This window comes from Orenia metallireducens (assembly GCF_001693735.1).
In the GTDB taxonomy this organism is placed as follows: domain Bacteria; phylum Bacillota; class Halanaerobiia; order Halobacteroidales; family Halobacteroidaceae; genus Orenia; species Orenia metallireducens.
This window is the reverse complement of the sequence record NZ_LWDV01000009.1, coordinates 369,703-392,695: the sequence shown is the minus strand read 5'-3', so window position 1 is coordinate 392,695 and position 22,993 is coordinate 369,703. Positions and strand designations below refer to the sequence as shown.

Annotated in this window: 41 protein-coding genes; 7 read left to right on the top strand and 34 right to left on the bottom strand. The window is 33.0% G+C overall.

Translation table 11 applies throughout. From position 1 onward, the window contains the following. Nucleotides 1-4: 4 nt before the first annotated feature. The 31 genes from U472_RS09900 to U472_RS09770 all read right to left on the bottom strand — a co-directional run bounded on the left by U472_RS09900 (nt 5) and on the right by U472_RS09770 (nt 16,529). Nucleotides 5-247, bottom strand: coding sequence for a hypothetical protein (locus tag U472_RS09900; RefSeq protein ID WP_141677971.1), 243 nt, complete (start codon nt 245-247; stop codon nt 5-7). Next, entirely contained in the window at nt 192-557 is a 366-nt protein-coding gene (locus U472_RS09895; protein ID WP_068717999.1) for a hypothetical protein, read from the bottom strand. The genes U472_RS09900 and U472_RS09895 overlap by 56 nt, the downstream gene beginning before the upstream one ends. A gap of 13 nt (nt 558-570) precedes the next feature. Continuing rightward, a complete protein-coding gene (locus U472_RS16275; protein ID WP_083189853.1) occupies nt 571-1,473 on the bottom strand; it encodes a major tail protein in 903 nt (300 codons plus the stop codon). A 12-nt stretch (nt 1,474-1,485) separates the two neighbouring features. Continuing rightward, nucleotides 1,486-1,800: a hypothetical protein gene (locus U472_RS09885; RefSeq protein WP_068717997.1), complete on the bottom strand. Its 315-nt coding sequence runs from the start codon at nt 1,798-1,800 to the stop codon at nt 1,486-1,488. 1 nt (nt 1,801) lies between these two features. Then, a complete protein-coding gene (locus U472_RS09880; RefSeq protein WP_068717995.1) occupies nt 1,802-2,188 on the bottom strand; it encodes an HK97 gp10 family phage protein in 387 nt (128 codons plus the stop codon). Next, nucleotides 2,181-2,483 (bottom strand): phage head-tail adapter protein, encoded by a 303-nt coding sequence (locus U472_RS09875; protein ID WP_141677970.1) that lies wholly within the window; start codon nt 2,481-2,483, stop codon nt 2,181-2,183. Before U472_RS09875 ends, U472_RS09880 begins: the two co-directional genes overlap by 8 nt. After that, the gene (locus U472_RS09870) at nt 2,473-2,760 is read right to left on the bottom strand and encodes a head-tail connector protein (RefSeq protein WP_068717992.1); all 288 of its coding nucleotides are present in this window, start codon (nt 2,758-2,760) and stop codon (nt 2,473-2,475) included. Before U472_RS09870 ends, U472_RS09875 begins: the two co-directional genes overlap by 11 nt. A gap of 5 nt (nt 2,761-2,765) precedes the next feature. Then, nucleotides 2,766-3,047, bottom strand: a complete 282-nt coding sequence (locus U472_RS09865) for a hypothetical protein (protein ID WP_068717991.1) — start codon at nt 3,045-3,047, stop codon at nt 2,766-2,768. Between the two features lie 80 nt (nt 3,048-3,127). Further along, nucleotides 3,128-3,703 (bottom strand): phage major capsid protein, encoded by a 576-nt coding sequence (locus U472_RS17710; RefSeq protein WP_218059065.1) that lies wholly within the window; start codon nt 3,701-3,703, stop codon nt 3,128-3,130. Further along, nucleotides 3,694-4,311: a phage major capsid protein gene (locus U472_RS17705; protein ID WP_218059064.1), complete on the bottom strand. Its 618-nt coding sequence runs from the start codon at nt 4,309-4,311 to the stop codon at nt 3,694-3,696. The genes U472_RS17710 and U472_RS17705 overlap by 10 nt, the downstream gene beginning before the upstream one ends. Then, entirely contained in the window at nt 4,304-5,131 is an 828-nt protein-coding gene (locus tag U472_RS09855) for a head maturation protease, ClpP-related (protein ID WP_068717989.1), read from the bottom strand. Before U472_RS09855 ends, U472_RS17705 begins: the two co-directional genes overlap by 8 nt. Beyond that, the gene (locus U472_RS09850; protein ID WP_068717988.1) at nt 5,115-6,308 is read right to left on the bottom strand and encodes a phage portal protein; all 1,194 of its coding nucleotides are present in this window, start codon (nt 6,306-6,308) and stop codon (nt 5,115-5,117) included. Before U472_RS09850 ends, U472_RS09855 begins: the two co-directional genes overlap by 17 nt. Nucleotides 6,309-6,320: 12 nt before the next feature. After that, nucleotides 6,321-8,162 carry a terminase large subunit gene (locus tag U472_RS09845; protein WP_083189852.1) on the bottom strand — a complete coding sequence of 614 codons (1,842 nt, stop codon included), beginning with the start codon at nt 8,160-8,162 and terminating at the stop codon, nt 6,321-6,323. A 12-nt stretch (nt 8,163-8,174) separates the two neighbouring features. Continuing rightward, nucleotides 8,175-8,564: a hypothetical protein gene (locus U472_RS09840; protein WP_068717987.1), complete on the bottom strand. Its 390-nt coding sequence runs from the start codon at nt 8,562-8,564 to the stop codon at nt 8,175-8,177. A 116-nt stretch (nt 8,565-8,680) separates the two neighbouring features. After that, nucleotides 8,681-8,911, bottom strand: a complete 231-nt coding sequence (locus U472_RS09835; RefSeq protein ID WP_068717986.1) for a hypothetical protein — start codon at nt 8,909-8,911, stop codon at nt 8,681-8,683. 3 nt (nt 8,912-8,914) lie between these two features. After that, entirely contained in the window at nt 8,915-9,235 is a 321-nt protein-coding gene (locus U472_RS09830) for a hypothetical protein (protein ID WP_068717985.1), read from the bottom strand. A gap of 161 nt (nt 9,236-9,396) precedes the next feature. Further along, on the bottom strand, nt 9,397-9,858 hold the full coding sequence (locus U472_RS09825) for a hypothetical protein (protein WP_068717984.1): 462 nt from the start codon (nt 9,856-9,858) through the stop codon (nt 9,397-9,399). A gap of 79 nt (nt 9,859-9,937) precedes the next feature. After that, nucleotides 9,938-10,402, bottom strand: coding sequence for a putative metallopeptidase (locus tag U472_RS09820; RefSeq protein WP_068717982.1), 465 nt, complete (start codon nt 10,400-10,402; stop codon nt 9,938-9,940). 314 nt (nt 10,403-10,716) lie between these two features. Further along, a complete protein-coding gene (locus U472_RS16815) occupies nt 10,717-10,881 on the bottom strand; it encodes a hypothetical protein (RefSeq protein ID WP_176714139.1) in 165 nt (54 codons plus the stop codon). A gap of 41 nt (nt 10,882-10,922) precedes the next feature. After that, nucleotides 10,923-11,888, bottom strand: a complete 966-nt coding sequence (locus U472_RS09815; RefSeq protein WP_245684803.1) for an ATP-binding protein — start codon at nt 11,886-11,888, stop codon at nt 10,923-10,925. Then, entirely contained in the window at nt 11,770-12,879 is a 1,110-nt protein-coding gene (locus U472_RS17225; RefSeq protein WP_068717977.1) for a hypothetical protein, read from the bottom strand. The genes U472_RS09815 and U472_RS17225 overlap by 119 nt, the downstream gene beginning before the upstream one ends. Before the next feature lie 174 nt (nt 12,880-13,053). Then, a complete protein-coding gene (locus U472_RS09805; RefSeq protein ID WP_068717975.1) occupies nt 13,054-13,314 on the bottom strand; it encodes a hypothetical protein in 261 nt (86 codons plus the stop codon). Beyond that, complete coding sequence (locus U472_RS09800; RefSeq protein WP_068717973.1) at nt 13,311-13,994, bottom strand: DUF3820 family protein; 684 nt, start codon at nt 13,992-13,994, stop codon at nt 13,311-13,313. Before U472_RS09800 ends, U472_RS09805 begins: the two co-directional genes overlap by 4 nt. 1 nt (nt 13,995) lies before the next feature. After that, on the bottom strand, nt 13,996-14,151 hold the full coding sequence (locus U472_RS16810; RefSeq protein ID WP_176714138.1) for a hypothetical protein: 156 nt from the start codon (nt 14,149-14,151) through the stop codon (nt 13,996-13,998). Continuing rightward, nucleotides 14,151-14,636, bottom strand: a complete 486-nt coding sequence (locus tag U472_RS09795; RefSeq protein ID WP_068717971.1) for a hypothetical protein — start codon at nt 14,634-14,636, stop codon at nt 14,151-14,153. The genes U472_RS16810 and U472_RS09795 overlap by 1 nt, the downstream gene beginning before the upstream one ends. A gap of 14 nt (nt 14,637-14,650) precedes the next feature. Further along, complete coding sequence (locus tag U472_RS09790; RefSeq protein WP_068717963.1) at nt 14,651-14,839, bottom strand: hypothetical protein; 189 nt, start codon at nt 14,837-14,839, stop codon at nt 14,651-14,653. 30 nt (nt 14,840-14,869) lie between these two features. Next, nucleotides 14,870-15,457: a helix-turn-helix domain-containing protein gene (locus U472_RS09785; RefSeq protein WP_068717961.1), complete on the bottom strand. Its 588-nt coding sequence runs from the start codon at nt 15,455-15,457 to the stop codon at nt 14,870-14,872. A gap of 12 nt (nt 15,458-15,469) precedes the next feature. Then, a complete protein-coding gene (locus tag U472_RS16805; protein ID WP_176714137.1) occupies nt 15,470-15,634 on the bottom strand; it encodes a hypothetical protein in 165 nt (54 codons plus the stop codon). 156 nt (nt 15,635-15,790) lie between these two features. Further along, a complete protein-coding gene (locus U472_RS09780) occupies nt 15,791-16,003 on the bottom strand; it encodes a hypothetical protein (protein WP_068717959.1) in 213 nt (70 codons plus the stop codon). 65 nt (nt 16,004-16,068) lie between these two features. Then, complete coding sequence (locus U472_RS09775; protein WP_068717957.1) at nt 16,069-16,293, bottom strand: hypothetical protein; 225 nt, start codon at nt 16,291-16,293, stop codon at nt 16,069-16,071. Further along, complete coding sequence (locus U472_RS09770) at nt 16,287-16,529, bottom strand: hypothetical protein (protein WP_068717955.1); 243 nt, start codon at nt 16,527-16,529, stop codon at nt 16,287-16,289. Before U472_RS09770 ends, U472_RS09775 begins: the two co-directional genes overlap by 7 nt. Before the next feature lie 192 nt (nt 16,530-16,721). Between U472_RS09770 and U472_RS09765 the strand changes: the two genes are divergently transcribed. After that, nucleotides 16,722-16,934, top strand: coding sequence for a hypothetical protein (locus U472_RS09765; RefSeq protein WP_068717954.1), 213 nt, complete (start codon nt 16,722-16,724; stop codon nt 16,932-16,934). 20 nt (nt 16,935-16,954) lie between these two features. On the opposite strand, the gene U472_RS16800 is transcribed toward U472_RS09765, so the two are convergent. From U472_RS16800 to U472_RS09755, 3 genes are read right to left on the bottom strand one after another with little or no spacing between them, the layout of a single operon-like run. Further along, a complete protein-coding gene (locus tag U472_RS16800; protein WP_176714136.1) occupies nt 16,955-17,131 on the bottom strand; it encodes a hypothetical protein in 177 nt (58 codons plus the stop codon). 5 nt (nt 17,132-17,136) lie between these two features. Beyond that, the gene (locus tag U472_RS09760; protein WP_068717953.1) at nt 17,137-17,718 is read right to left on the bottom strand and encodes a hypothetical protein; all 582 of its coding nucleotides are present in this window, start codon (nt 17,716-17,718) and stop codon (nt 17,137-17,139) included. Nucleotides 17,719-17,739: 21 nt separating this feature from the next. Then, nucleotides 17,740-17,970 (bottom strand): helix-turn-helix transcriptional regulator, encoded by a 231-nt coding sequence (locus U472_RS09755; RefSeq protein WP_068717952.1) that lies wholly within the window; start codon nt 17,968-17,970, stop codon nt 17,740-17,742. 166 nt (nt 17,971-18,136) lie between these two features. Between U472_RS09755 and U472_RS09750 the strand changes: the two genes are divergently transcribed. The 6 genes from U472_RS09750 (at nt 18,137) to U472_RS09725 (ending at nt 22,785) form a co-directional block, all read left to right on the top strand. Continuing rightward, on the top strand, nt 18,137-18,532 hold the full coding sequence (locus U472_RS09750) for a helix-turn-helix domain-containing protein (RefSeq protein ID WP_068717951.1): 396 nt from the start codon (nt 18,137-18,139) through the stop codon (nt 18,530-18,532). Next, the gene (locus U472_RS09745) at nt 18,510-18,818 is read left to right on the top strand and encodes a hypothetical protein (protein WP_068717945.1); all 309 of its coding nucleotides are present in this window, start codon (nt 18,510-18,512) and stop codon (nt 18,816-18,818) included. The genes U472_RS09750 and U472_RS09745 overlap by 23 nt, the downstream gene beginning before the upstream one ends. Nucleotides 18,819-19,290: 472 nt before the next feature. Beyond that, complete coding sequence (locus tag U472_RS09740) at nt 19,291-19,629, top strand: hypothetical protein (RefSeq protein WP_068717944.1); 339 nt, start codon at nt 19,291-19,293, stop codon at nt 19,627-19,629. 56 nt (nt 19,630-19,685) lie between these two features. Beyond that, entirely contained in the window at nt 19,686-20,297 is a 612-nt protein-coding gene (locus U472_RS09735) for a hypothetical protein (protein WP_068717943.1), read from the top strand. A 255-nt stretch (nt 20,298-20,552) separates the two neighbouring features. Continuing rightward, the gene (locus tag U472_RS09730) at nt 20,553-21,440 is read left to right on the top strand and encodes a hypothetical protein (RefSeq protein ID WP_068717941.1); all 888 of its coding nucleotides are present in this window, start codon (nt 20,553-20,555) and stop codon (nt 21,438-21,440) included. 550 nt (nt 21,441-21,990) lie between these two features. Then, the gene (locus U472_RS09725; protein WP_068717940.1) at nt 21,991-22,785 is read left to right on the top strand and encodes a hypothetical protein; all 795 of its coding nucleotides are present in this window, start codon (nt 21,991-21,993) and stop codon (nt 22,783-22,785) included. Nucleotides 22,786-22,993 lie beyond the last annotated feature (208 nt).

Here is a 22,993-nt window from a genome sequence, read left to right as displayed (position 1 = left end):
AAGGTTAAGCAAATAACTTATCTATATCTGCTTGTGTAGCTCTTTTAGAGCCTGTTACTTTCTTCTTACCAAGATGAATATCTGTCATTTCTATAAAATCACTAACTCTTAATTGATTAAGTTCTTGAAATGATAATCCAATGTGTTTCGCATTTGACAGTATTATTAAATCAAGTCTATTAGAAACAGGATTACTTTCCTTTGAGCTTTGGGTTTCCTCCATTTGCTGCGGAACGAAAAAATCCATCTGATGCTTCCTCAATTACATTCATCATAAAATTTTCATCTGCAAAGTCTATACTTTCTAATTCAGATAACCATTTCTCAAAACCATGAAACTGTTTGCCAAAATTATCAGCTTTGTTCATAGCATAACAAATTTGAAGTATCTTAACAGAGTCAAATCCGCTAAAATCTCCATCTGCCATTTTTGCCATATCTTGCAGGCTTACCAAATCCTCTATTAAATCTTCATCAAACTCCTGTCTATAATATAAAAGAGCTAAAGGAGTAGCCCTTAGCCCTAATTCTTTATTTCCAATTTGTATTGTTCTCATTAATAATCAACTCCTAAGCTATATTTGGTAATAATACACTATCAAAGAATGAATTGTACACTGCTTGATTACTCTCTGATAACTGCAATTTACCTTTAACATATTTATTCTTATCTTCAGTTGGAAGCATCTCTAAATTTAATGTATCTGTTGAAGGGTTTACACTTGCTTCATTGGTACTGTTCTCTTCTGAAGGTCTAGATGCTTTACATCTATAATAAACCATCCTTCTATTCTTTTGGTCACCTTGAACCTGGAAGAGCAAAGCAAAGTATTTTGGTTCATCATTTGCAGATTCGACAAGCATTCCGTTAGAATCTATAGTCATCCCAAGCATTTCAGCAAGTATCTCATCGGGGATATTAGCCATTTCTAAATCTCCTGTATATCCGTTATTAGTTGTATATGTGAAATACTTAGTATTATCAGCATAAAATTCTGATGTGTCTCCCTCTGGAGAAGTTGAAAATCCAACTGCTCCTGGTATAGGTTTAGGAATTCCCCAACTAGTTGTACCTTCTGCGACATCTTGAGCAACTCCTAATGTAGCTCCTGTAGATCCAGTATCTGTGAATGTAATATCTAATGTGCTATCATTATCCTGTGCTACCTTAGTAACTAGCTTAATTACTCCTGCATTATGGCTTGCTCTAAATACAGCATTAAGAGTACTGTTATTATTTAAAGCATTAACTAATACTGATGCTACCTTTGCAACATTATCGTGAGTTTCAGAAGCTAATGGAACTATAACAGTAACTGGAGAATCAACTCCTAAAAGAGTATCTGCTGTAACTGTAACTGTTATCTCACCATCTGCAGATGGTGTTTTAGTTACCTCTATGCTTTTGGTCTGAGACACACCTAAAAATGCCACATGAACCTGTTCCAGTCCGAATTTGACTTTGTTACTCATATTTTCTACCTCCTATATTAATTGAATTTCATATATGATTTGATATAAATCTTCACTATCTAAAAAAGACTCAACTTTTGAATAAGGGAGTCTTAATTCTTTAAGTTTATTTTCAATTTTCTGCTCATCTGGTGGATATTTAATTGAATTATAATATTCAAGCTGGTAGTTACCTATATCTTTATAATTATGATTATCCGCTATCATATCGTTATTATAAGCTAATTGTACTGTTACAAATGGTATTGGTGGTTGTGACTTAAAACTTCCATAAGTGCAAGGGAAGCCTATAAATTTTATTTCATCTATTAAATCCATATAAGTCATATTATCCACCACCGTTCTTAATGATTTTCTCTATTTTTTTCTCCATCTGTGGAATTAAGTTATCATACGAAGGTCGAATATGGGGGATTGCCGCTACCTTACCCCCATTTCTTTTAGCATGACCCATTTCTAAAAGATGTGTAAGACTAGGTTTTTCTTTATTGTAGATTGTGACCTCAATCTGACCACCTTTAGTACTTGTTTTGCTGCTCCATCCATCAGCATATTCTCCAGTATCCTTAGGAGACTTTGCTTTTATCTCTTTTTTAACTTTACTTGCAGTTGATTTTACCTCTTTCTTTATTTCTTCTTGGACATCATCAGTGTATTTTTTTACTTCTTCAGTGATTACAGCTGCTAGATCATCTACACTAACTGTTCTAACCATCTCCAGCCACCTTCTCTCCAATAAGTACTATTTTCTCACCTTTGCCTTGAGTACGAATTATTTTATATTCTTCATCGTTATATTTGAATTTCTTTTCCTTATTATACTCAAAAGAATATATCTCAAAGGATTCTTCAGGTCTTAATCCATTGACAGCAGCATTATAATACTCATTAGAACCAATAGAATACTCGTTAGCATATACAAGTTTCCAGTCAGGGACTTCTACTTCATTTCCCCATTCATCTTCTTTAATTATCATAGTTGGTAGATATATCACTTTGTTATGTCGCATTGTCATCAACTACCGCATACTCAGAAGATAGTGCCAAGTGGTTCTTTAGCATATCATAAGATTTTTGAAATTTATCTGAGTCTGGATTATCATAACCAAAATTAGCCTTACAATAGAGAATTATAGCTCTTTTGATTAAGGCATCTGTTTCATCTATATTGTTAATCCCAGATATTCTTAAATCAACTTTCGCTGCATCAATCAAACCTTGTATTTCTCCATTGAAATCGCTGGCTGTAATTCTTAATACTGGCTTAATTTCATCTATTAAAGACATTTACATCATTCCTTTTCGTCAAGCTCCTTTTGAGCTGCTATTGCTTTCTCTTCTCCTTGAATCTTTTCTCCATTTGATAGCTCATACCAATTCCCGCCTGTATTTTTGGGGAATTTATCACCCTGACCATTATTTTCTTTGCTTTTGACAGTTTGCTCTTTATATAAAAACCCTTTCTCCTGCAACTCTTTTATTCTAGCTTCATCCTCAGACTCATAAATGCTACCTTGGTTATAAGGTTTTTTAGTGTTTTTATCAATAAAAGATCTAATTACTTTTTCTTTCATATTCCCATCTCCTTTTAATGTGTTATAAATATAAAAGCCACCCACAAATATACAGGTGACTTAACTATGTTTAGTTAGTTTTATACCGCTGAAGCTTTCTTAATTCTCAAAAATCCATTCTTAGATACAACATTACCACCAAAGTATCCAGAACCTCTATGAGCAATAACTCCTTGCTTGAATTTGAAGTCATCTGAACGTTTAATTTCTGTGTCGCTGAACAATACTAATTTATAGTTGGATAATGAACCATACGCCATCGAATAACTTCCAGCTGTAGTTGCATCATCGGAGATAGCTTTACAAGCACTATTGATAATAAAAGGAATTCCATCAATAGTACCTGTATTACCGTTAGTTACAATAGTATGAAATTTCTTTCCGTCATCAGTACGAAGTTGAGAAAACGCCTTTAAATCTTTCTTGTTAAGGATTAACACAGCAGCATCTTCTACGTCTTCGTCCCCACCATAACTAAAGATGATATTATCTAAAGTATTATTGTCTATTGCAGCAATTTCTACATCAGTTGCAGGGTCGATTGCTGTAGCATTAGTAGAGAAAATACCCACTAAGTGGTTAGTTGCTCCATCTCCTACTAAAATTTCTCTAGTAATTTTCTTTCTTTGAGCTTTTTCAACACCATCTATAACCATAGTTGCATAGTTGCATAGTTAGCTTCTGGTAATCTTTCAATCTCTTCTGGATGCTCTGCATAAGCAGTTATTTTAGCTTTATTTATTTCTGCATAATCAAAGACAGTTTCTGTATCAGTATAGTCAGCACCTTGTCCAGTATAACCGCCTTCGCCATATCCTTTAATATATGGTTGTTTAAAGCTTTCTCCACCTTGCATCTCTACAACATCAACTCTATCAATTAAGCTTGACACCTCATTGAATGTACCATTAATACTACTTGATGAACGCTCAGGAATAACAATTTTACTAGTTCCTACAGTAATGATATTATCCATTTTTAAATCACTACCGTAAGCTTTTAATTTTTCTTTGTCGGCATTTTGGTTTCCTGCAATCTCTACAGTTTCAGTATTTCCGGCAACAATATTATCCATTTCAGAAGTTGTGTTATCCTTTAAAGCTTCCATGTTAGCTTTGGCTTTACAAACATTATCATATTTTTCATCTAATTCTTCAATCTCTTCCATCTTAGCATTTGCAGATTCTACATCTCCAGAGTCGATTAAATTTTGAGCTTCTGTCATCATTGCATTTCTTGTCTTAAAATATTCTGCTTTAGTCATTTATCATCTCTCCTTTTAATTTCAATAAGTTTAGTCTTGCTTTAAATTTATCTATATCGACTTTAGCTTGATTAACTACATTTTCAACCTCTTCTAGCTCTTCTTGCTCTAGTTCGTCTTTAGCAACTACATCTTCAGTTTCCTCTTCATTTTCAATCTGTTCACTGCTATCTTCTATATCTCGATTCTTTAATTCAGGGAGTAAGTTTCTCATTTTATCAATAACACCTTGAGGCAACATCCCATCATTAATACCAGCACTAGCAACCAATTTATTACCTGTATCAAACATAATTTCATCAGCAAAACCTAGCTCTTTTGATTTTTGAGCAGTTAACCAAGCCCCTGTGTTTGCTGAACCTCCAGAATCCATCAAATCGAATAACTCTTGTTCTTCCATCCCTGTTTTTAGTCTGTAAGCATTAGCTATTGATTTATTGTAGTTCTTTAGCATTTCTGCTTTATGCTCCATACTTCTATAATCTCCACTAGCTCTACTAGATACATTATGAATCATAATCTGAGCAGTAGGCGAGATTCTAACAATATCTCCTGCCATAGCTATAACGCTAGCAGCACTTGCAGCAACACCGACTATATCAACATTAACCTTTCCTTTGTAATTCATTAATGCTGTATAGATTTCTGAGCCACTATAGACGTCTCCGCCAGGACTGTTGATTTCAACTTCTAACGTTTCTCCATTGGTTTTTTCTAGCCAACCAGCAACATCACGAGGGCAAGTTACTTCATAACCAAACCACTCATAAATTTCTTTCTCATCATTTGCAACAATAAAACCTCTAATCGGTATCTTCATTATCTTCTGTCTCACCTCCCTCTGTGACTATTCCTGTATCTTTTCTTCTTAGCGGTTTATCTCCACCCTCAATAGGACTAAGATTTAATATTTCTCTCCATTCATTTGGAGTCATAGCTCCTCTATCAACCATTAACCATAGGTTGAGCTTAGTTTTCATACTTGCATACTGTAAGCTATTGGCTGAGAATATAATCTTATTACCAAACCCTCGCTCTTTTCTAGTGAATAGTTTTCTAGTGAATTCTAAGCTCATTTGCTTAGCTAATGGTTCTAATTCGGCTTCAAAATAAGCATTCCAATCATCTTCATTGTACTTAGATTGAACTATCTTCTCATTAGTACCAAAGAAACTATATATACGAGCGGTTGTTCTATCCATTTGTGCGGCATTTGGTACATAATTATTTGGCTCAACTTGCTCAGCATCAAACTTAGGATCTGTAGCTGCTGCCCCTGCATCATTGTCTATTGATAAGTAGTTTTTAACAAACTTTTTAACTTCTAACTCTTTATCCTCTGGTCTAATAGTACTTTTGAATTTAAGTAACCATCTAATCACATTACTATTTTTAATAGCTTTGATTATCCCCTGGTCAGTGGTATTAACCACTTCCATAAGTGATGTTAGAGCCTTTTGGGGACTCTCTCCAAAAATATCATTGTCGTTGTAATCTTGCCTTAGATGGATGACATCACTATACTTAACTTTGATATATTGACCAGTTTTAAGCAGGAATTTCAATTGCATCTCTTTATTATCTTCAAATACAACTTGTACTCCTGTAGCTGGAATGGGATATATCTCTTTTGGATATCCTCCATCGCCTCGGATAATTAGAGCAAAGGCATTATTGTTAAGTTGAAGTTGATTAGTCAACTTCTCCTGCATCATCTGACCTGTCATATAAGGATTAGGCTCCTCCAATAAAAAACGCATATAAGGTTCAGGGTTGATTTTGATTCCATCTGTCCCCTCTCTTATATGCTTAGCTTCAAGTTTTCCTATTGCTTTAGTTTTTGGCCTTATACAGGATCTAATAATATCTGATTGAAATAACTTCCCATTCCAACTATAAAAACTATTCCCCCTCTCTGTTACAAGTTTGAGAGTATCTACTGTTTCTGTTTTATTTGTTGGACTTTTATTACCAAATAAGTTACTGAATATTCCCAAATAATCACCTCCTTAAATCATGTTAATATAATCTTGCATCTTATCTTGCAATACTACATAAGCATTGAGCAAAGCAGCAGTACCATCTATTCTCATTCTTTGGTTTCTTTGCTTATTAGGTTGAATATTTAAATTTTTATCTATATCTACAGAAGTATTACTCAAGCACCACTTGTCTATAGGGTTATTATTGTAAATTATCTTATTAGCTTTTAAGTCAGCTCCTAACTTCTTCATTGGACCTGATAAAGTTTTCTTTCCTTGAATAACCTTAATCATTGCTTCTGCTCCAAAATAGCCCTCCATCTCCTCAACCCAGTACTTAGCACTCCAAGCATCATAACCTATCCAAGGTAAGTAAATATCATATTCATTTTGCACTTCTAGATACCACTGAGTAACAAACTTAGGGTGTACAGAGTTACCTGGAGTAGTTCTTAATAACCCCATATCCTTCCACTTATCATAAGGTATTTTGTCCTCTCTTGCTCTTTGCTCCAATAAGTCCTCTGGTAACCAATACATCTGTAATACGTAGATATGATTATCGTTAGGTATCATAAATAATACTTTGGCAGCAGTTAAGTCTGTAGTAGAAGATAAGTCAGTACCTCCAATACCATATCTAGGCTTTAATTCTTCTAATTTGAAAGTTCTTTCATTATTCAAATCCTCGAAAGGTAGCCAAGCTTCACTAGAGGTTTCTCTAATATTAAAATCCTTTGTCAGCAAATTTTTCACCAACAAAGGATTAGCTTTAGCTTTATTCACTTTAGTTTCTAAGTTATCTATTTTCTTAATAGTCCCTAGCCCTGGATTAGCTTTCTTCCACTTTGATTTATCAGTCCATTCCTCTCTTTTATCTAACTCGTAGATAATCGGTAAGAATCTTTCATCCTTATATCCCTCTGGGTCTTCATACCCATCGAGAACCATTTCTGCTTCTTCATATTTTAAATCATATACCGACTCTCTAACTGTACCTGCTGTTGTAATCATAAAAATAAGAGGTTGTTCTCTAGCTGATGTACCGTCTTTTATAACATCATACAAATTTTTATCTTTCCATGCATGGACCTCATCAAGAGAGGCACAGTGAACATTGAGACCATCTAATTTTTCACTATCAGAACCTAAAGGTACAAAAATCGATTCATTGAAATCTCCTCTCAATTCTTTTACTAAAGGTTTAATGCTTTTTAGTAATACAGGAGACTTTTTAACCATTTTTTTAGCTTCTGTCCAAACTATTTTTGCTTGTTTTTCTTTTGTAGCTGCCGCATATACTTCTGCTCCAGGTTCTCCATCGGCCACCTGCATATATAAACATACAGCAGACATCCAAGTTGACTTTCCATTTTTACGAGCTACTACAAAAAATACTTCCTGATATTTTCTAGTTCTGTCTATCTTATGGACAAATCCAAATATAGCAGCAGTAGCAGCCTTTTGCCATAGTTCAAGCCTTATAGGTTTGCCTCCCCATTTCCCCTTACTATGTTTACAGAAGTTTTCTATAAATTCAATAGCATGATTAGCATGGTCTGAGCTATATTCATATTCGCTATTTTTATCTCTTATGTCTGTAACTAATTTCTTATATACTCTTCTAACTTTATTGGATACAATTATTTCTTTATTTTTAATCTTATTGTAATATTCAATTATAGGATTATAATCAGAACTATAAACTACAACATCATCATTACTAGTCTTTTTATTGTTTTTAACTTTTTTAGTAGTGTGTTGCCAACAAGTGTAGTCTTTTGGTGTTTCATCTTCTGAAAAGTTTTTTGTTCTAGTACACCTTGAGCCATCATTCTTTTCTCCAGTACATTGTAAAGTTACACTCATTAGCTGCACCTCCTAATCCGGCCTTCTTTGAGCAAATTGCTCAATTATATTGATATTTTCTTGCTTTTTTTCAGCAGGTAACAAGTCTGTTAACTGCTTCATAACTGAACTATGTCTATTAATTAGCGAAATATAAGTTTTAACCTCATCAGATTGCTTAGTACCATATTGATTTTCACCATTCTTATACTCACTAATAACTCCATTCTCATTAATCGCAACTTGTAGATCTTTTAAAGTGATAGTCATAAATGCAGCATTTTCAATAAGAGAATTAGCCACCTGCATCTTCTTCTCATCTAGCTCTAAATCTTTAAAAATCTTTTTTAATCTATTTATCTCAACTTTAACCCTTTTATCTTTTTCTAAAAATTGCTTTTTCTTAGCTATTGCCTTAGCCATATACCACACCCCCCTCGCGTGCGACTTGTGTATTAATTGTGTGTCCACTCTACGGTCTCCTAATATATACCCCCTGCACTAAAATAAAAGGGGGGCTAACCACTCTTTAGTATTGCCTATTCTAAAAAGTTTTTTATTGAATTTTTGATAGCACCTTCTAAGTTGTTCAAATTAATTTCGTCTGCATCTGCCAAGTAGTCACCTTGAATAACATTCTTCCCGCCAATTATAACTCTGTATTTTGTTTTGATTTCGCTAGGAAAATAATGTTTTCCAAAACCACCATGGCTAACCTTGTTGTAATTAAATTCTATTTTATCTATCAAAATCTCTACATTACTATTCACACTCTAATCCTCCTTCACTAACTCCCCAAGCTCATTAAACTTCAATCCTTCTCTAGTCACCTTAGCTTGATTAACTCCATGGCCATCATGTTTATCATGACACTCTTTACACTCATACTTGAGTTTATCCCAATTCAAAGTGATCTCTGGATCATTAATATTCTCTTGTGTTAAATGCTCTGTATGATGAACTATATATCCTGGAGTATATCTTCCTTTCTCTAAGCAAGTCTCACACAATCCATTGACACTCTGAATATAACCCTCTCTACAATCCTTCCATGCTTTAGAATTATAAAAAGGTTTAGCCCAAGGTTTAGCCATCTAATCACCTCAATTAAAAAAACACCCAGCTTCTGCCGAGTGTTAGTCTATATTTGTCATATATTTAATTGTGAACTCAATATTACTTATAATCATTATAGCACAGATTTTAAATTATTTATTTCAACTTCATTCCAAAACCATTCCACATTTATTCCACATCAAATTATACTCACTATTTCTCTATAAAGTGAGTACAATCCTTTCTCCTCTAATAACTCTAAAGCCTTACTTTTTCTTCGATACATAGTAGTATGACTAATAGCCAATTCAGTTTCTATCATCTCATTCTTATAATTCTTCAAATATTTTAACTCAATCACCTTAGCCATCTCTTCACCAAACTCTGGCTCTTCTTCTTTAAGTTCCTCTATATCATCTTTGATTATCTTCATCAATTCATCTGCTCTATTAGCTCTTCTAAGTAAATCATCTTTTATAACAGCATTACTCTCTACTTGCCCTCCTCCATAACAAATAGCACTCAATCTTCCTGGAATAATATCAGCAACTTTATATCCAGACTTTATACCATCGTTAATTGTACAAGCTCTTCTTCTTAACCTCTTACTAGCTCTCTTTAAATCTCTGTATAAATACAATACCTTCTCTACTTGCTTCACTTTACCCCGCCTCCCTCATATGGTATAATGAAACGGAGACGGGTGCCCATGCCTGTCCTTTTTTTATTTATTGAGCAAATTATCTATTATTTACTAACCTTAATCCCCCACCTTCAAATCTATCATCAATTGGTAGTTTCATTTGAGTTAAACTAGTTCTCAAACTCTTTAAGTCTCTATCATAAAATCCATATAGCTCTAATACATCTAAGAAACCAGTAAAATCATGGTTAAAAGTTGTCCAATTGTCATTTTCATCCCTACCACAGTGATTTAACTCATGGTGAACTAAAGCATATTTCCCTTTCTCGGTTAATTGCTTCCATTCATCTTCAGCAATTTCAATTATATAATCCAATCCTGTTACATGATTATATATATTACTAACCTTTCTAGCTCTACCTTGAACAATATCACCTTTACTTTTAGCTGCTTTATCTCTAAACATATAATATATTTGAGCATTAGCTAAATCATTTCTATGTTCTTTAATAATTTTTTGAGCAATCTCTTCAACTTCTGGTGCTTCACTATAATTAGCCATTTACATCTTCTCCTTTCTCTTCTTATCTTCTTTTAACCACTCTATAATAACTAAAGCCATAATAATAGCAAATATAATTTTAGCTATTAAAATTCTCATAAATGCCACGTCCTTTAAGAATAAATCTTTATTTGTAGCTGACCTTAGGCTCAGACCAGCTACTTAAGATGAATAATAACTAGGTGGCTCCTCCTCTCTTATTTTTGGTTTTTGCCTTGAGTTATTCCATGCTCTAGGCTAAACCAATCTAGGAGTTATGAGCCTGTCCTTCTCTGCCACTTGTTCCTTAGTGGATACAGGTAGCAGATAATTTTTTACTTATTAAACTTAATAATAATTTCATCACTTACATGATAAGGTCCAATTAAGTCTTCTTCTTTACAATCAATAACTTCGATATCTTCTCTACCCTTTAACTCTTTGATTAATTCTTCAGTTGAAAGTTCTTTGAAGAAATTTACTTTGACTCTTTCTCTCATTCTGCTTTTCTCCATTTCTGTAGTCATAAAAGACTAAGTTTTTAGTAACCATTTCCTAATCTGCTTTTAAGCCTAGCAATATTCTTATTCCTCAAACTAGTTATCAATTCGCCTTGTTTAACTCTCATATCTATTCCACCAACTTTAATCGGTTCTCCATTCTTACCAATTAATCGACTGACATGATCAGAAGCTAACTTCTTGTTGAGATAATCTAAGTCTCCTGTAGAATTGATAATTGTTGGCTTCTTATTCTCAATTCTATAATTAATGATGATAAAGAGCTTATCTATCTCATCTGCTCCAAACCTTTCAGCATTTAGGTTATCTATTATTAATAGATCGACTTGTTTGGCAGAGCTAACTAAGTCCCCTGTATTCTTACTAAAATCGTTATAGGTTGCTTTGATATCCTCATAGAACTCTTTAGCTACTGTATTAATGACTGTATAGCCTTTCTTGATGATTTCTTGGCCTATAATATGACTTAATAAAGTCTTACCTCTCCCACATTTGCCAACTAAGGTTAGTCCAATACCCCTTTCATTATAAAAATCAAAGTTTTCAACATAGTCCATAGCTACTAATTTGGCTTCTTTCTTACCTTCTAGCCACTTGAAATCCTTAAAGGTCTTAGCTTTGAACTCTTCTCTTATCTCAGCAGATTTAATATTCTGCTCATACTTCTTCTGCTCTTGTTCCTTTTTAGCCTTAATCTCCTTCTCATGTCGACACTTACAGTCTTCTGCAGTAAATTTATCTCCAGCTTTGCTTACTACTATCTCCTTATCACAGCAGAGTTGACAAGCAAATTGAGATTTATCTACTTCTCCATTTTGCAGCTCCCAAATCTGCTTATATCTAAGCTGTTTAACTTTATTTATTGGACTAGAGGTCATCGATTGTGAGGTCGATTTCTTGGAGTTCTGGGCTGTCAAAGCACCCTTCTCCATACTCCGATTGAGACTGATTATCTTTTGTGGATTCTCTTGTATTATCTGAGCCATTCCTTCCATTTCCCTTACCTCCTGTTGATTTATGCTTTGGATTTTCCTCTAAAGCTTCCTGAGCTTCAGCGATAAAGTAACGGATAAACTTATAGCTATTGATATTAACACCAGCTTCAGGATCACCATGTCTATAATTTCCCTTTTCTTTTTGTTTCCAAATTGCTATATCACAGGCCCTCTTAATAACCTCTGGACTATAATCTTTAAGATCATCCTCGATTAGATAGCCTTTAGTCAGCTTTCGAATATTGAGCTTGCTGGTTATATACTCCATCAGCTCTTGAAAAGGTGTTTGCTTATCTTTTGAAGCTAAGTCTCCACTTTTATTGCTTTGTCTATCATTCTGCTTATTTCCAATTTTTTCTTCACCTGCGTTATTATATAATATAGTATTATCTGTAGTAATCTCTGTATATGAAATCTCTGTATTAGTCTGGACATCTGTGTCCATACCCTCTGGACATTCTTGTCTAAAACTTAAGACAGATTTGTCCATATGGACATCTTTGTCTATATCAAGACATTCTTGTCCAGTTGCTTCTACCTCTTGCTCTTCTAGCTTTCCATAAGTCAGCTTCCTAATTGCTTCGACATTGATATCTATGTAAGGAACATTATTATAGGGCTTTCCATTTACTCTAATATTTCTATATTCAACTTCAATCAGTCCCTCATCTTCTAAATAATCATATTCCCGTTGAATTGTCTTCTCAGAGCAATTAAGTTGCTCTGCATAATAAGCCTTACCCCGTTGTAACTTATCAGCTTTAAACTTCTGTTCATAGCTGATAATCATATTAGTTCTAGGGTCTCTAATCTCTTTAGGTCGATACCAATAAACTAAATCAGATAATATCCAGGCAGACCTAAAGCGAGGCTTCCCACTTTTGGTTCTCAGTTTCTCTAACCAAGTGGGTGGTATAACATTTCCTGTAATATTTAATTGCTCTATCTTTTTAACATTCTCATTCTGTATCTTATAGCTCATCATTACCACTCCTTAGGTAAGTTATTATAATAATTTTTAGTTCAACAACCGAATATTATCTATTCCAGATCCAGCTGTATCTAGGACTATAGACGAACATTAAATTAAGAATTCAGCTGATAAACTTCGCCTATAATCCTTAGGACCTAATAACTTTCTCTTAAATATTTACTTCTATGCACTCTGCCTTTGCTCTCTATCACCATTAACTGATTCTAAGTTACCCTGCAACCACCCAATAAACTGCTCTGCCTTATCATAAGTACAGTCATCACTACTTAAGCTAATCAATTCCATCTCATGGATTTCTGAGAAGTCTGCCATCATCTTCTTTCTAAGTTGATTAACAGTAGTTGTTACACCTTTCCCTTTCATCCAAGTTACAATTTCTTTGATGATAGCAAAGATTCTTTTCCGTTGACTATGCTTGATCATGCTATCTGCTTTCCCGTATCCCTGCTTTCTAGGACCTTTTGGGCTGCTATTCTATATTTATCCTTATTGGCATTTTGAACAACCCACTTTAGGTAATCACTATCTATATCTTTTAACTTAGTTCCTTTATGCTTACCAAAGGGCAATTCAATCTCTCCTGGATCATCACCATTGTTAGAATGATTATCACTATTTTTATCTGATTGATTGTTATCACCATTCATAATCTCATTTAAAGCGGGGTTAGCAAATCTCATCCTTAAGGCCAGCTCTAAGTCCTCAGCAGCTCTCTTAATCATATTCCCTCTGGCACTCTCGAAGGCATCACCTAAGGATTTAATCTCTCTATCATCATAACTTGCTGCTTCATTGCCATCTCTATCTTTTTTCTTCTTAACTACTTCAAAGCGACCAATAGCATCCTTAGATATATCTGGCATACCTTGAGGAGTTCTAAAGGTAACATTCCCTCTAACTATACATTCATAGGTTCTCTCTTCATAATAATGCTCATCTATCTTTACATCCCAGAAAGGTCCAAAGACTCGATTGAGCCTCTCTTTGACATCTTCAATGGGAGTATATCTGTTATCATTATTATCTTGTTTGATTTCAATAGGCTCTGTAATTATCTTATAGGCTGCTTCCCACCACTTAGCTGGATCAGTTTCAGTTATCATCTTATACACCCACCACCCTTTTATAGTTTATAAATCGTCTGGAGCAGGCATCATAGCCCAACTCCAGATTAAGTTTATTCTCTTTTTCCTCTATTACTAAAGAATCCGATTTGACAACCTCTATATCCAGAAGTTTCAGTATAATCTTTGCCTTCATCAAACCACCTTAGCTAAACCCTTATCACCAAGCTCTATTGTATCTATCTTCTGCTCCAACTTATCCTTTAAGATATATTCAACTTGACCATTATTAACATAGTTAACAACTTCAATAATATCTGTGTCAGTTATTCTCTGAGTTTGACCGATGCTAACTAATAAGCATAGTCCTAGCTGTTTACTGATTAATTCATCATCTATTACCTTTCTACTATAAGCTGTAACCTGATACTGAATGAGTCTGATAGCTAGGATCACTTCCCACCGATCATTGACCACATCATCAGTAAATTTAAGGACTACTTTATAATCTCCATCAATCTCATACTCTTTCAGCTTACCTTGACTAATATCACTGATAAAGGCCTGAAGCTGATTCTGGTTATTCTTTGATATTACAACTGCTCCATCTTGTCGATATTGGATAATTTTATAATAACCTTTGCCAATTCTCTTTAACATTCCCGTTAAATTTAGTTTCACTCTATCCACTCTCCTTAATTGTCTTTGATAGTATAGTTAATCCCATTGACATTAGCAGTAGTATCTACAGGCTGATTAATCAACTTTTCGATGTCCCAAGCTGGTTGAATCACCTTGCCATCAGCTCCACTATCTGATATAATTAAGGATAGTAGTAGTAATAGTGAAGCGATGATTATAGTTACAGCTATAATCTTTTGCATTTGCTTACCTCCTTTTGAGGTACATCCCTATTACAATGCATTAATACTTAAGACACTTACTTTTGCGGGGTAGGTGTCTTTTGCTATTTGTGTTGAGATGTAACCCCTTTTCAAATATTTTTTAAGGTTAGCTGTGCTGACCTCATCTGGATTTAGTCCAATATCCTCAGCAGCTATATTGACGATATCGATACAGTGCTTGATATCATCCATCTCTTGGAGCATCTCCTTTAATAGCTTCTGCTCTGACTGCTTATAAGAGTTGAGGTTAAATGCATTCTGAAATTGGTTGAGCCTCTTCACCTCTCTAATCTTCTTTAAGAGTTCTTGGCATTCTGTCTCTAATCTATCCACATTAAGCGGAAAGCAGATAGGAATCTTGTCCATATAGACACCATCAGAGGTCGTTCCTGTGAGAATTAATCTCAACCTTCTACTATTGAGAGCTGTAGCAGTAGCTTCTAAGAAATGCTCTGGTCCATACTCCTTGTTGAGATATTGGCTAATGGTGCTCTCACTATAATCTGTCTCTTTGGCTAATCTCTTTTGAGTCCATTTCTTCCTTGCTAGCTCTTCTCTGACTATCGAGAAGAACTTCCTCATATCAGTTTTATCCAAGTCAATCCCCCCTTAAGCTATCGCTAGTTTCTTATCAACAATCTCAATTAATCGCTTTAGCTCTTCTACCCTCTGTAGATCTTCTTGCTCTTGAGCCTGAGCTAGTCTAGCATTAAGTATTTTCTTCTTCTCTAAGTATCTCTGCTTATAGTTAGGATGTAGCTCTCTTTGCTCCATTGAATTCACCACCTTTCAGTTTCAAAAACTCTAAACTTTAGCTATAGATTATTTACTTAGCTTTAATTTATAATTAAAGTAGATGAAGACTTAACTTCCCTCCACATAAAATCTCCCCTGATTGAGCTTGTACACTTTCACTTCGCGGTCAGCTCATCACTGACCCATGACAACCTTCTTCTCTATCTCTTCCTTAAGGCATTCTTCCTTAATCCTTTTAGCAGTTGCCTTAATATATTTGACTCTCATCATATATTCAAACTCTTGCTTCTTCAGCTCTCTGTCTAACTCTGTATAATCAGGAGTGATCTTAGCCTTAGTTTCATTGCGGATGCGTAAGCCTCCAAAACGTGGATCATCATAGTCCATAGATCAACACCCCTTTCCATCTTACTTACTCTCATTAATCTATATGGTCTTGCTTGATTGTCCTATTAATGATACTCAACTCCACTTTTATCCAACCAGATTGTATTGACTCCAAAGTCTCCATAGAGGATCACTGACTCACCTGTTACTGTAAAGGCTTCTATCTGATCAATACTACAGATTCTAAAATTTAATCCTGACTTATAGCTCATCAGCTCACGGTTCAGATAGTAATATTTAATGTCGCCACTATTCAATAGATTGAGAATTGCTGATAGTTGTTCTAGCATTCTTCCACCTTCTTAAACTGTTTTCCACATCTCTTACACCTATAGCTGACTAAATGATGCTTTGTATCGATCACTTCAATAGGAACTAGTAGATCCCAATTTTTATAACCATGACCACCTTTAAGTCCACATTTAGGACACTCGTCACTAAATTGATTTAAGAGCAATTTAACCCCTTGGTTCTCAGTTTTATTCCAAAGGTCTCGAGCAATTTGAATCTCACTAGTTTTATTCATTTAAATCACCCTTTCTAGTTATTATCAAACCATAGACGATCCCAACACTAATAGCAAAAATCAAAATATCAACAAAGCTATTAACCACCTTTAACATCTATATTACTCCTTTCATATTTTGAAGGTTTTTCCTTATTTATCTAGAATAACCACTATTGAGGGAGAGATTAAACTAAATTATGAGGTGGTAAAATGAGTTCTAATGAAGTTGCTATGAAAATAACTCTTAAAGCTATAGAACATAACTTGGTTCAAACTGAGGTTGACATGATGAATCCAAATGCTCAAAAATCAAATGAATTGGCTGCAAAAGAAGTAGCTAAATTCTATAAAACTATTTACAAATCTATTGAAGAATGTAGGAATACACATTACAAAGATATAAATATAGACTCTTCTAAATAAATTAAACTCTCTCCCTCTTATCACCTATACATATCATCTTCAAAAAGACTTCCCAGTCTGTAAATTGAATGGTTAACTATATCCAAGGTTTGAATTTCTTCCTCTGTTAACTCTCTTTTTTTAGCTGTGTTTAATAAATCAGTATTAACTTTACATAATTTCTCTAACTGTTCTTTTAATAGGTCTGATACTTTCACATTTCTCACCCCCTTTCAGCTATCTCTCTAACCCTTACTCTACTCAATGAATCCCAATAACGCTTTACAACCCTATAACTTTTCACTCCTGAACATACTGCTTTTTGAGCTTTTAAGGTGGTAGCTAAGATTTCTTTTAATTTAGCTTGACTTAGAGTAGCTGCTAACTCTAGCTTAATTCCTACTACTTTTAGCTCTTCTCTCATAGCTTCAATTGAGTTAAATACCACATATACACACTCTTGCTTGTCTTTGCTATACATAAAGACTGCCTTGTCACTCTGACTTACTGCTATCCAGCAACTGTCATTCTCTAGCTTTAATTCAAATCCAAGCTCAATTAGTTTAGCTAAGATTAGTTGATCGTCTATTCCAAAACTTCCACCTATGAATTTGATATACTCTTCTTCTTGCTCAAAGCTAGCTTTGGAAAGGACATTGATTATTAGTCGGTTTCTCTTTGATTGCTCATTTACTTGAGCTTCATACTCTGCTCTAGCCTTTGCTTTCGCTTCCATTCTGTGACGATATGCTGACTGAACTCTCTCTAGCCCATTATCACTTCTCAACCCTTCCCATCTAGTCATATTTATCTCCTCCTTAGTTTTTTAGCTTACTTCCAAACTCTTTTCGTGTATATTCTCCACATTTTTGATTAAAAAAATATCATCTCGTTGTGTCTTAAGTACTTTTTTTATCTCAATCATAACTTTTATAGAGGGGTTTGCATGTCCTCTTTCAATATTTGTATAGTGAGTACGATGAATGCCTACTTTCTTAGCTATTTGTTCTTGAGTCATGTCTTTTTCTTTTCTTAGTTTTTTTAATTCTTCTCTCATAAATGACCCTCCTTTCAAATAATGTTCATTTACTACACTTTTATTATAGTGTATATTCTGCACATTGTCAAGAGTTTAACTGCAAAAATGTTGATTTTAAACACGTATGTTTATTAAATACACATCTTATAGTATTATAATATTATAAAGTTGAGGTGAAACACTTATGTTCAAAAAAAGAATTAGACAATTAAGAAAAGAATTTAAATTAACTCAACAAGAACTCGCAGATAAAATAGGAGTTAATAGAGCTACAATAGCTGGATATGAAACAAAAGGAATGGAGCCTGGCTATGATACTTTGAGTGAACTAGCTCGAATATTTAATGTATCAACAGACTATCTATTAGGTCTAACAGACCAACGCCAAAACCCTAACGATAAAATCAAATCAGCAATCTCTGATGATCCTGAACTATTAGAATTTTGGAATGAACTTAGTCAACGAGAAGATTTGCAGCTATTATTTAAGCAAACTCGTGACCTTCCCAAAGAAGCTATCCAGGATGTAATCAATATTATTAGGAGAATTGAGCGAGATGCACATAAAAGACATAATTAATACTGATGGAGTCTATATCGCCTTTGAAAAGATGCACCCTTCTATCTGGGGTTTTGTCTATAGAGATTCCTTTGCTGAATATCACTTGATTATCAATAAGAACCTAAGTCATGAGAAACAGAAAGAAATCTTTATGCATGAGATGACTCATATCAATGAGCATCTCCCAAACAAGCCTTATATGGTTGGATTGGATATGCAACACTCTGAGATGGAGAAAGCTGCTGATTTAATTGCTGTACAAGCTCTGGAGGCTTTGGAGGAAGAATATTTATTAGAAAATTAAAGCTGATATTAACTTAGCAGTTTGCTAAGTTTTTATTTATACTTATTTGGGATATTTTTAACATTAATGTATTATGTCGGTAATTGATAGTTTATGTCGAAAAAGTGAGTAAAACAGTAATAAATAATGATGAAACTTTTTTATTTTAGTTTAGTTGCGAAAATTGTGGTATGGTGGGGGATTGTGTTGGGTTGAGTACCCTGCCCTACTCTGTTTTTGGGGGAAATACTTATGATATTAATGATAGATAAAAGATTTATTTAAAAGAAATATTAACGACATACTTCACTTAATATCTTATATATCAGGTATTAATGACACATGTCGTTAATATCTCTTATTTAGTGGTTTAAACGAAGTATGTCGTTAAATACAAGTTAAGTGAAATTGGTCTCAAGACTGAAATATACGTTAGAAAATCAATAAAAAAATTACATAATGTAAGTTATCCAAAAGTAGGGGGAGTTGTGAAATGAAAGAATATAATGCAAAGCCAATTGACCAAACTGTTTTAAACGAATTAAGAAGTGCAATTGAAGATTTTGAAAAATTAGTTGGAAAACAACTTAGATTTAGTGAAATTAGGGAAAAGCATCAAAATCTTATGGACAAGTTTAGTACTGTAGTTGAATTAAGAAATAAAAATATCAATGAAGCTGTACCTGATGAAGATATAAAAATCTTTTTTGAAAAAGCTAGTTTGTTTGGTAAAAGCAATTTTAAAGTGAATATTGATCCAGATGTTGAAAATCTATTGGATAAAGCTTTAGAACTAAGCAACAAATACATTAAAATGATAACAGATAGATAATATATATTTATTGCAATAGTTTTTAATTAATAGTTTATAAACTGGAGGATTTGTTTATGAATATATTTAAAGAAATAATAAAAATGTTTTTAGAAAAACAGTTTATTCGAACTTTGATAGCCACAGCAGGTACATTTATTATATATATTATTTTGCCTAATGATTATTATTTAATAATGAAATTAGGTATTTTAGGATTTTATATATTTGTATTCATTTTGGCATTTTTATTGATTGTATTAATTGAAAAAGTTATTGAATTTTTTAAGAAAAACAGTTTGAAACGAGCAAATAAGATATATCAGCGTAAAGAAAAAGAAAGAAATATCAAAGTTAGGTTGGAACAGATTTGGTCATATGTTGATGGTTTAAGTAATGATGATTTTTTATTACTTCAGAAATTTATAGAAAATGGTAATAAACCTATTGAAAAAAATGCTAATACTCATTATAGTTCTAATTCATTACTTTCGTCTCAGTATGTACATAATACAATAGTTGCCCCTCCGAAAAATGAAATAAAAAATGGAGATGGAAATATGAATTATAAAGAGTTATTCATGAAAGCTAATAGTAGTGGTAAAAAGTTATATGTTTTGGAAGATTCATTTTATCAGTTGCTCAAATATTCAAAAGAAAAATATGGGAGAATATCACATTTTAGATAACTAGAGTGTTTTATTTTATTAACCAGTAGATAATAATTTGAATTTTTTAATTATAATATGTTAATTGGGAGAGCGACCAACTTCACTTAACAGCACCTTAGCGGCATTCCAACTAGGGAGGATAAATGAAAGTGGGGCTGACTTATGTGAGGATGTGAGCTTTAATTAGAGATTGGAGCGTTATCGGGGACATCGCGAAGCTGCGGGACGTTAAGATAATAGTTATACGAAAGAATGGCTTAGAGGAGGGGTTTTATGGAAGTTAAATTCAAAAGTATTTATTCAGTACATGAATTGTTTTTAAATGGCTCAAAACCAGTGTATGAATTTTGGGTTAATAAGGGAAAAGAGAAGGAAGTTCAATTAGTTTTACATTCAGAAAATAAAACAGATATAAATGCCTATAGAACTGTTGAAATAACAAAAGAACTTTATGATGAATTAAATTCTAAAAATTTTAATTATAATAAATTAAGTTCTAAAGAACAAAATGAATTGAAAAATATTTTTTCTGTACTTAGAAATGCAACATCTGAATTTTTATATACAACAAAGCATATGTTGGATTGGTATCAATTGGGGGAAAATCAATTGTCTTCAAAAAGACAATATTGGCTTAGCAAAGATGAATGGATAAGAATTGGAACACCTATTACAGCAGAAGTAAATGTTTATCCTAAGTTTAACATTTCGCCATTTACAGAAAAATATATACAAAAAAGTTTAGAAGGAAATTGTTGGACACCTTTTATTGCCTTTAATCATCTACATAAAGCCAAAAAAGATACTGACATTAGATATAAGTGGATACATGCAACTATTGCAGCAGAACTAGCAATTAAAGAATTTTATATTCAATTTAAACCTGAACTTGAAAGTTTGTTGCTTGAAATGCCATCTCCGCCTTTAAGAAAATTATATGGAAAAATATTAGAAGAATATTCTGGTGAACGTTCTCCATATGTTTCTGAAATACATAAGGGTGTTTCAATTAGAAACAAATTAATTCATAGACCAGTAGAAAAGTTAAATATAGATAAAGAGAAGGTTGAAGAGTATATTCAAATTATAGAGAAAGCAATTTTTCATTTAATTTCATTGTGTTATGGAGAGGATAAGTTAATTAAAGAGTACTTAGAGTGAGTTCCGCCATTCCTTCGTCTAAACCAGCTAATAAAAGTCAAGAATAAATTAAAAAATATTCAAATAATTAAAAATAGGCATGACAAAATAAGCTTACCTTTCAGCAAACTTAATTTTTAGTCTAAACTAGCTTATATCTGTATTCTAATTAAATAAAGACTACCCTCTTCCAGTAGTCTTTACATAGTCATGCTCAAACTTAGCACCAATGAAGAAACTAGCACAACTCCTAGCATTGAGATTTTAAATATTGAATATGCTATTATTCTGAATAAGTTGAATTAATTCTATGATTACATGGACAAGAGCGGTCATAATGGACAGTTGTATCCGGTTGACCGTCCTTGCGTATTTTAGGAGCGTTTTCATTACCTCTCCCCTACTCTGCTTGGGGAGATACATACTTATGATATCAAATTGGAGATTTATTTAAAGGAGTATTAACGACATTTGGTTCATTAATATCTTGATATATAGAGTATTAACGACACTAGTGTCGTTAATATAAGAGTTATGTGACATCCCTATTTTTGTAAAGGAGGATATTATTTTGGATAAATTGAATAAGTTTAATTTAAAGAGAAAAGATAGATTAAAAGAATCATCATTTCCTATTTTTTTATTAGTAATCTTATTACTTTTTGGTAATTCAGTATTTACAAATGATGAGATATTATTATTTGGAACTATTCTCATAACAGTTTCAATTTTATATTATTTGTTTTTATCTTATAGAACAAGATATTTTATCAAAGACGAAAATTTCATAGTAAAAAAATTATATAATACTAGAAATTTTAGTTGGAAGGATATCAAAAAATTGAAACAAATAAATTCAGTTTTTGGACAAGAAATAGGAATATTATTAGAAACAAAACAAGGAAATAAAGTAAGAATTTCAAATAATGTTTCTAATTATTCTTCTTTGAAAGATAGATTACTTAATAAAACTGAGATAAAGAGATATAAAAACGTAGTTTTTTATCAAATTAAATCTTCATTAAGGAAATTTGTTTTTTATATTTTAGCATGCATATTTATGGTAAAAATAGGAATTGTCAATATTAATTTATGGATGTTTATAAGTGGTTTTATTGTAGGTATAGTGGCAAGGTTGTATCATATAAAGATTATTTTATCAATAGTTCAAGAAGGAAAGATGTGTAATGATGGAGGTTTACTACATGATATAATAATGGCAGTTCCATATTTAGTACTTAGTAAATTTACGCTAGAATTTTCATCTGCTATTAATTATATTGTAGGGATATTAGTTGGAGTAATTCTAACAATTATTTTTTCAAACAGACTAATGAAGAAAGTTGAAGATATTGAAATTGGGTAAACAAATTTTAAAGTTAAAGGGACGTCACATAACAACAGCTTAGCGACATCCCAGTGTGGTGTATAAATTTAAAGTAGGGCTGACTTATGTGAGCGTGTAATTTTAATTAGAAGTTGGAGGAGTATTGGGGACGTCGCGAATCCGCGGGACGTTAGGCGNGTAAAGCTCCTGACTTACCCGACTTCAATATCTAAGTAAATATTAAAAG

Excerpts from the sequence above, each read along its gene's own strand:
- U472_RS09775 (WP_068717957.1), bottom strand. The coding sequence starts at position 16,293 with ATGCTAGAACAACTATCAGCAATTCTCAATCTATTGAATAGTGGCGAC.
- U472_RS09805 (WP_068717975.1), bottom strand. The coding sequence starts at position 13,314 with ATGATCAAGCATAGTCAACGGAAAAGAATCTTTGCTATCATCAAAGAA.
- U472_RS09770 (WP_068717955.1), bottom strand. The coding sequence starts at position 16,529 with ATGAATAAAACTAGTGAGATTCAAATTGCTCGAGACCTTTGGAATAAA.
- U472_RS09740 (WP_068717944.1), top strand. The coding sequence starts at position 19,291 with ATGAAAGAATATAATGCAAAGCCAATTGACCAAACTGTTTTAAACGAA.
- U472_RS16805 (WP_176714137.1), bottom strand. The coding sequence starts at position 15,634 with ATGGAGCAAAGAGAGCTACATCCTAACTATAAGCAGAGATACTTAGAG.
- U472_RS09790 (WP_068717963.1), bottom strand. The coding sequence starts at position 14,839 with ATGCAAAAGATTATAGCTGTAACTATAATCATCGCTTCACTATTACTA.
- U472_RS09730 (WP_068717941.1), top strand. The coding sequence starts at position 20,553 with ATGGAAGTTAAATTCAAAAGTATTTATTCAGTACATGAATTGTTTTTA.
- U472_RS17225 (WP_068717977.1), bottom strand. The coding sequence starts at position 12,879 with ATGAGCTATAAGATACAGAATGAGAATGTTAAAAAGATAGAGCAATTA.
- U472_RS09855 (WP_068717989.1), bottom strand. The coding sequence starts at position 5,131 with ATGAAGATACCGATTAGAGGTTTTATTGTTGCAAATGATGAGAAAGAA.
- U472_RS09885 (WP_068717997.1), bottom strand. The coding sequence starts at position 1,800 with ATGACTTATATGGATTTAATAGATGAAATAAAATTTATAGGCTTCCCT.
- U472_RS09760 (WP_068717953.1), bottom strand. The coding sequence starts at position 17,718 with ATGACTAGATGGGAAGGGTTGAGAAGTGATAATGGGCTAGAGAGAGTT.
- U472_RS09755 (WP_068717952.1), bottom strand. The coding sequence starts at position 17,970 with ATGAGAGAAGAATTAAAAAAACTAAGAAAAGAAAAAGACATGACTCAA.
- U472_RS09780 (WP_068717959.1), bottom strand. The coding sequence starts at position 16,003 with ATGGACTATGATGATCCACGTTTTGGAGGCTTACGCATCCGCAATGAA.
- U472_RS16810 (WP_176714138.1), bottom strand. The coding sequence starts at position 14,151 with ATGAAGGCAAAGATTATACTGAAACTTCTGGATATAGAGGTTGTCAAA.
- U472_RS09800 (WP_068717973.1), bottom strand. The coding sequence starts at position 13,994 with ATGATAACTGAAACTGATCCAGCTAAGTGGTGGGAAGCAGCCTATAAG.
- U472_RS16815 (WP_176714139.1), bottom strand. The coding sequence starts at position 10,881 with ATGAGAGAAAGAGTCAAAGTAAATTTCTTCAAAGAACTTTCAACTGAA.
- U472_RS17705 (WP_218059064.1), bottom strand. The coding sequence starts at position 4,311 with ATGACTAAAGCAGAATATTTTAAGACAAGAAATGCAATGATGACAGAA.
- U472_RS17710 (WP_218059065.1), bottom strand. The coding sequence starts at position 3,703 with ATGGTTATAGATGGTGTTGAAAAAGCTCAAAGAAAGAAAATTACTAGA.
- U472_RS09745 (WP_068717945.1), top strand. The coding sequence starts at position 18,510 with ATGCACATAAAAGACATAATTAATACTGATGGAGTCTATATCGCCTTT.
- U472_RS09875 (WP_141677970.1), bottom strand. The coding sequence starts at position 2,483 with ATGCGACATAACAAAGTGATATATCTACCAACTATGATAATTAAAGAA.
- U472_RS09765 (WP_068717954.1), top strand. The coding sequence starts at position 16,722 with ATGAGTTCTAATGAAGTTGCTATGAAAATAACTCTTAAAGCTATAGAA.
- U472_RS09895 (WP_068717999.1), bottom strand. The coding sequence starts at position 557 with ATGAGAACAATACAAATTGGAAATAAAGAATTAGGGCTAAGGGCTACT.
- U472_RS09750 (WP_068717951.1), top strand. The coding sequence starts at position 18,137 with ATGTTCAAAAAAAGAATTAGACAATTAAGAAAAGAATTTAAATTAACT.
- U472_RS09845 (WP_083189852.1), bottom strand. The coding sequence starts at position 8,162 with ATGAGTGTAACTTTACAATGTACTGGAGAAAAGAATGATGGCTCAAGG.
- U472_RS09865 (WP_068717991.1), bottom strand. The coding sequence starts at position 3,047 with ATGAAAGAAAAAGTAATTAGATCTTTTATTGATAAAAACACTAAAAAA.
- U472_RS09735 (WP_068717943.1), top strand. The coding sequence starts at position 19,686 with ATGAATATATTTAAAGAAATAATAAAAATGTTTTTAGAAAAACAGTTT.
- U472_RS09870 (WP_068717992.1), bottom strand. The coding sequence starts at position 2,760 with ATGTCTTTAATAGATGAAATTAAGCCAGTATTAAGAATTACAGCCAGC.
- U472_RS09830 (WP_068717985.1), bottom strand. The coding sequence starts at position 9,235 with ATGGCTAAACCTTGGGCTAAACCTTTTTATAATTCTAAAGCATGGAAG.
- U472_RS09880 (WP_068717995.1), bottom strand. The coding sequence starts at position 2,188 with ATGGTTAGAACAGTTAGTGTAGATGATCTAGCAGCTGTAATCACTGAA.
- U472_RS09815 (WP_245684803.1), bottom strand. The coding sequence starts at position 11,888 with ATGGCTCAGATAATACAAGAGAATCCACAAAAGATAATCAGTCTCAAT.
- U472_RS09900 (WP_141677971.1), bottom strand. The coding sequence starts at position 247 with ATGGATTTTTTCGTTCCGCAGCAAATGGAGGAAACCCAAAGCTCAAAG.
- U472_RS16275 (WP_083189853.1), bottom strand. The coding sequence starts at position 1,473 with ATGAGTAACAAAGTCAAATTCGGACTGGAACAGGTTCATGTGGCATTT.
- U472_RS09840 (WP_068717987.1), bottom strand. The coding sequence starts at position 8,564 with ATGGCTAAGGCAATAGCTAAGAAAAAGCAATTTTTAGAAAAAGATAAA.
- U472_RS09820 (WP_068717982.1), bottom strand. The coding sequence starts at position 10,402 with ATGGCTAATTATAGTGAAGCACCAGAAGTTGAAGAGATTGCTCAAAAA.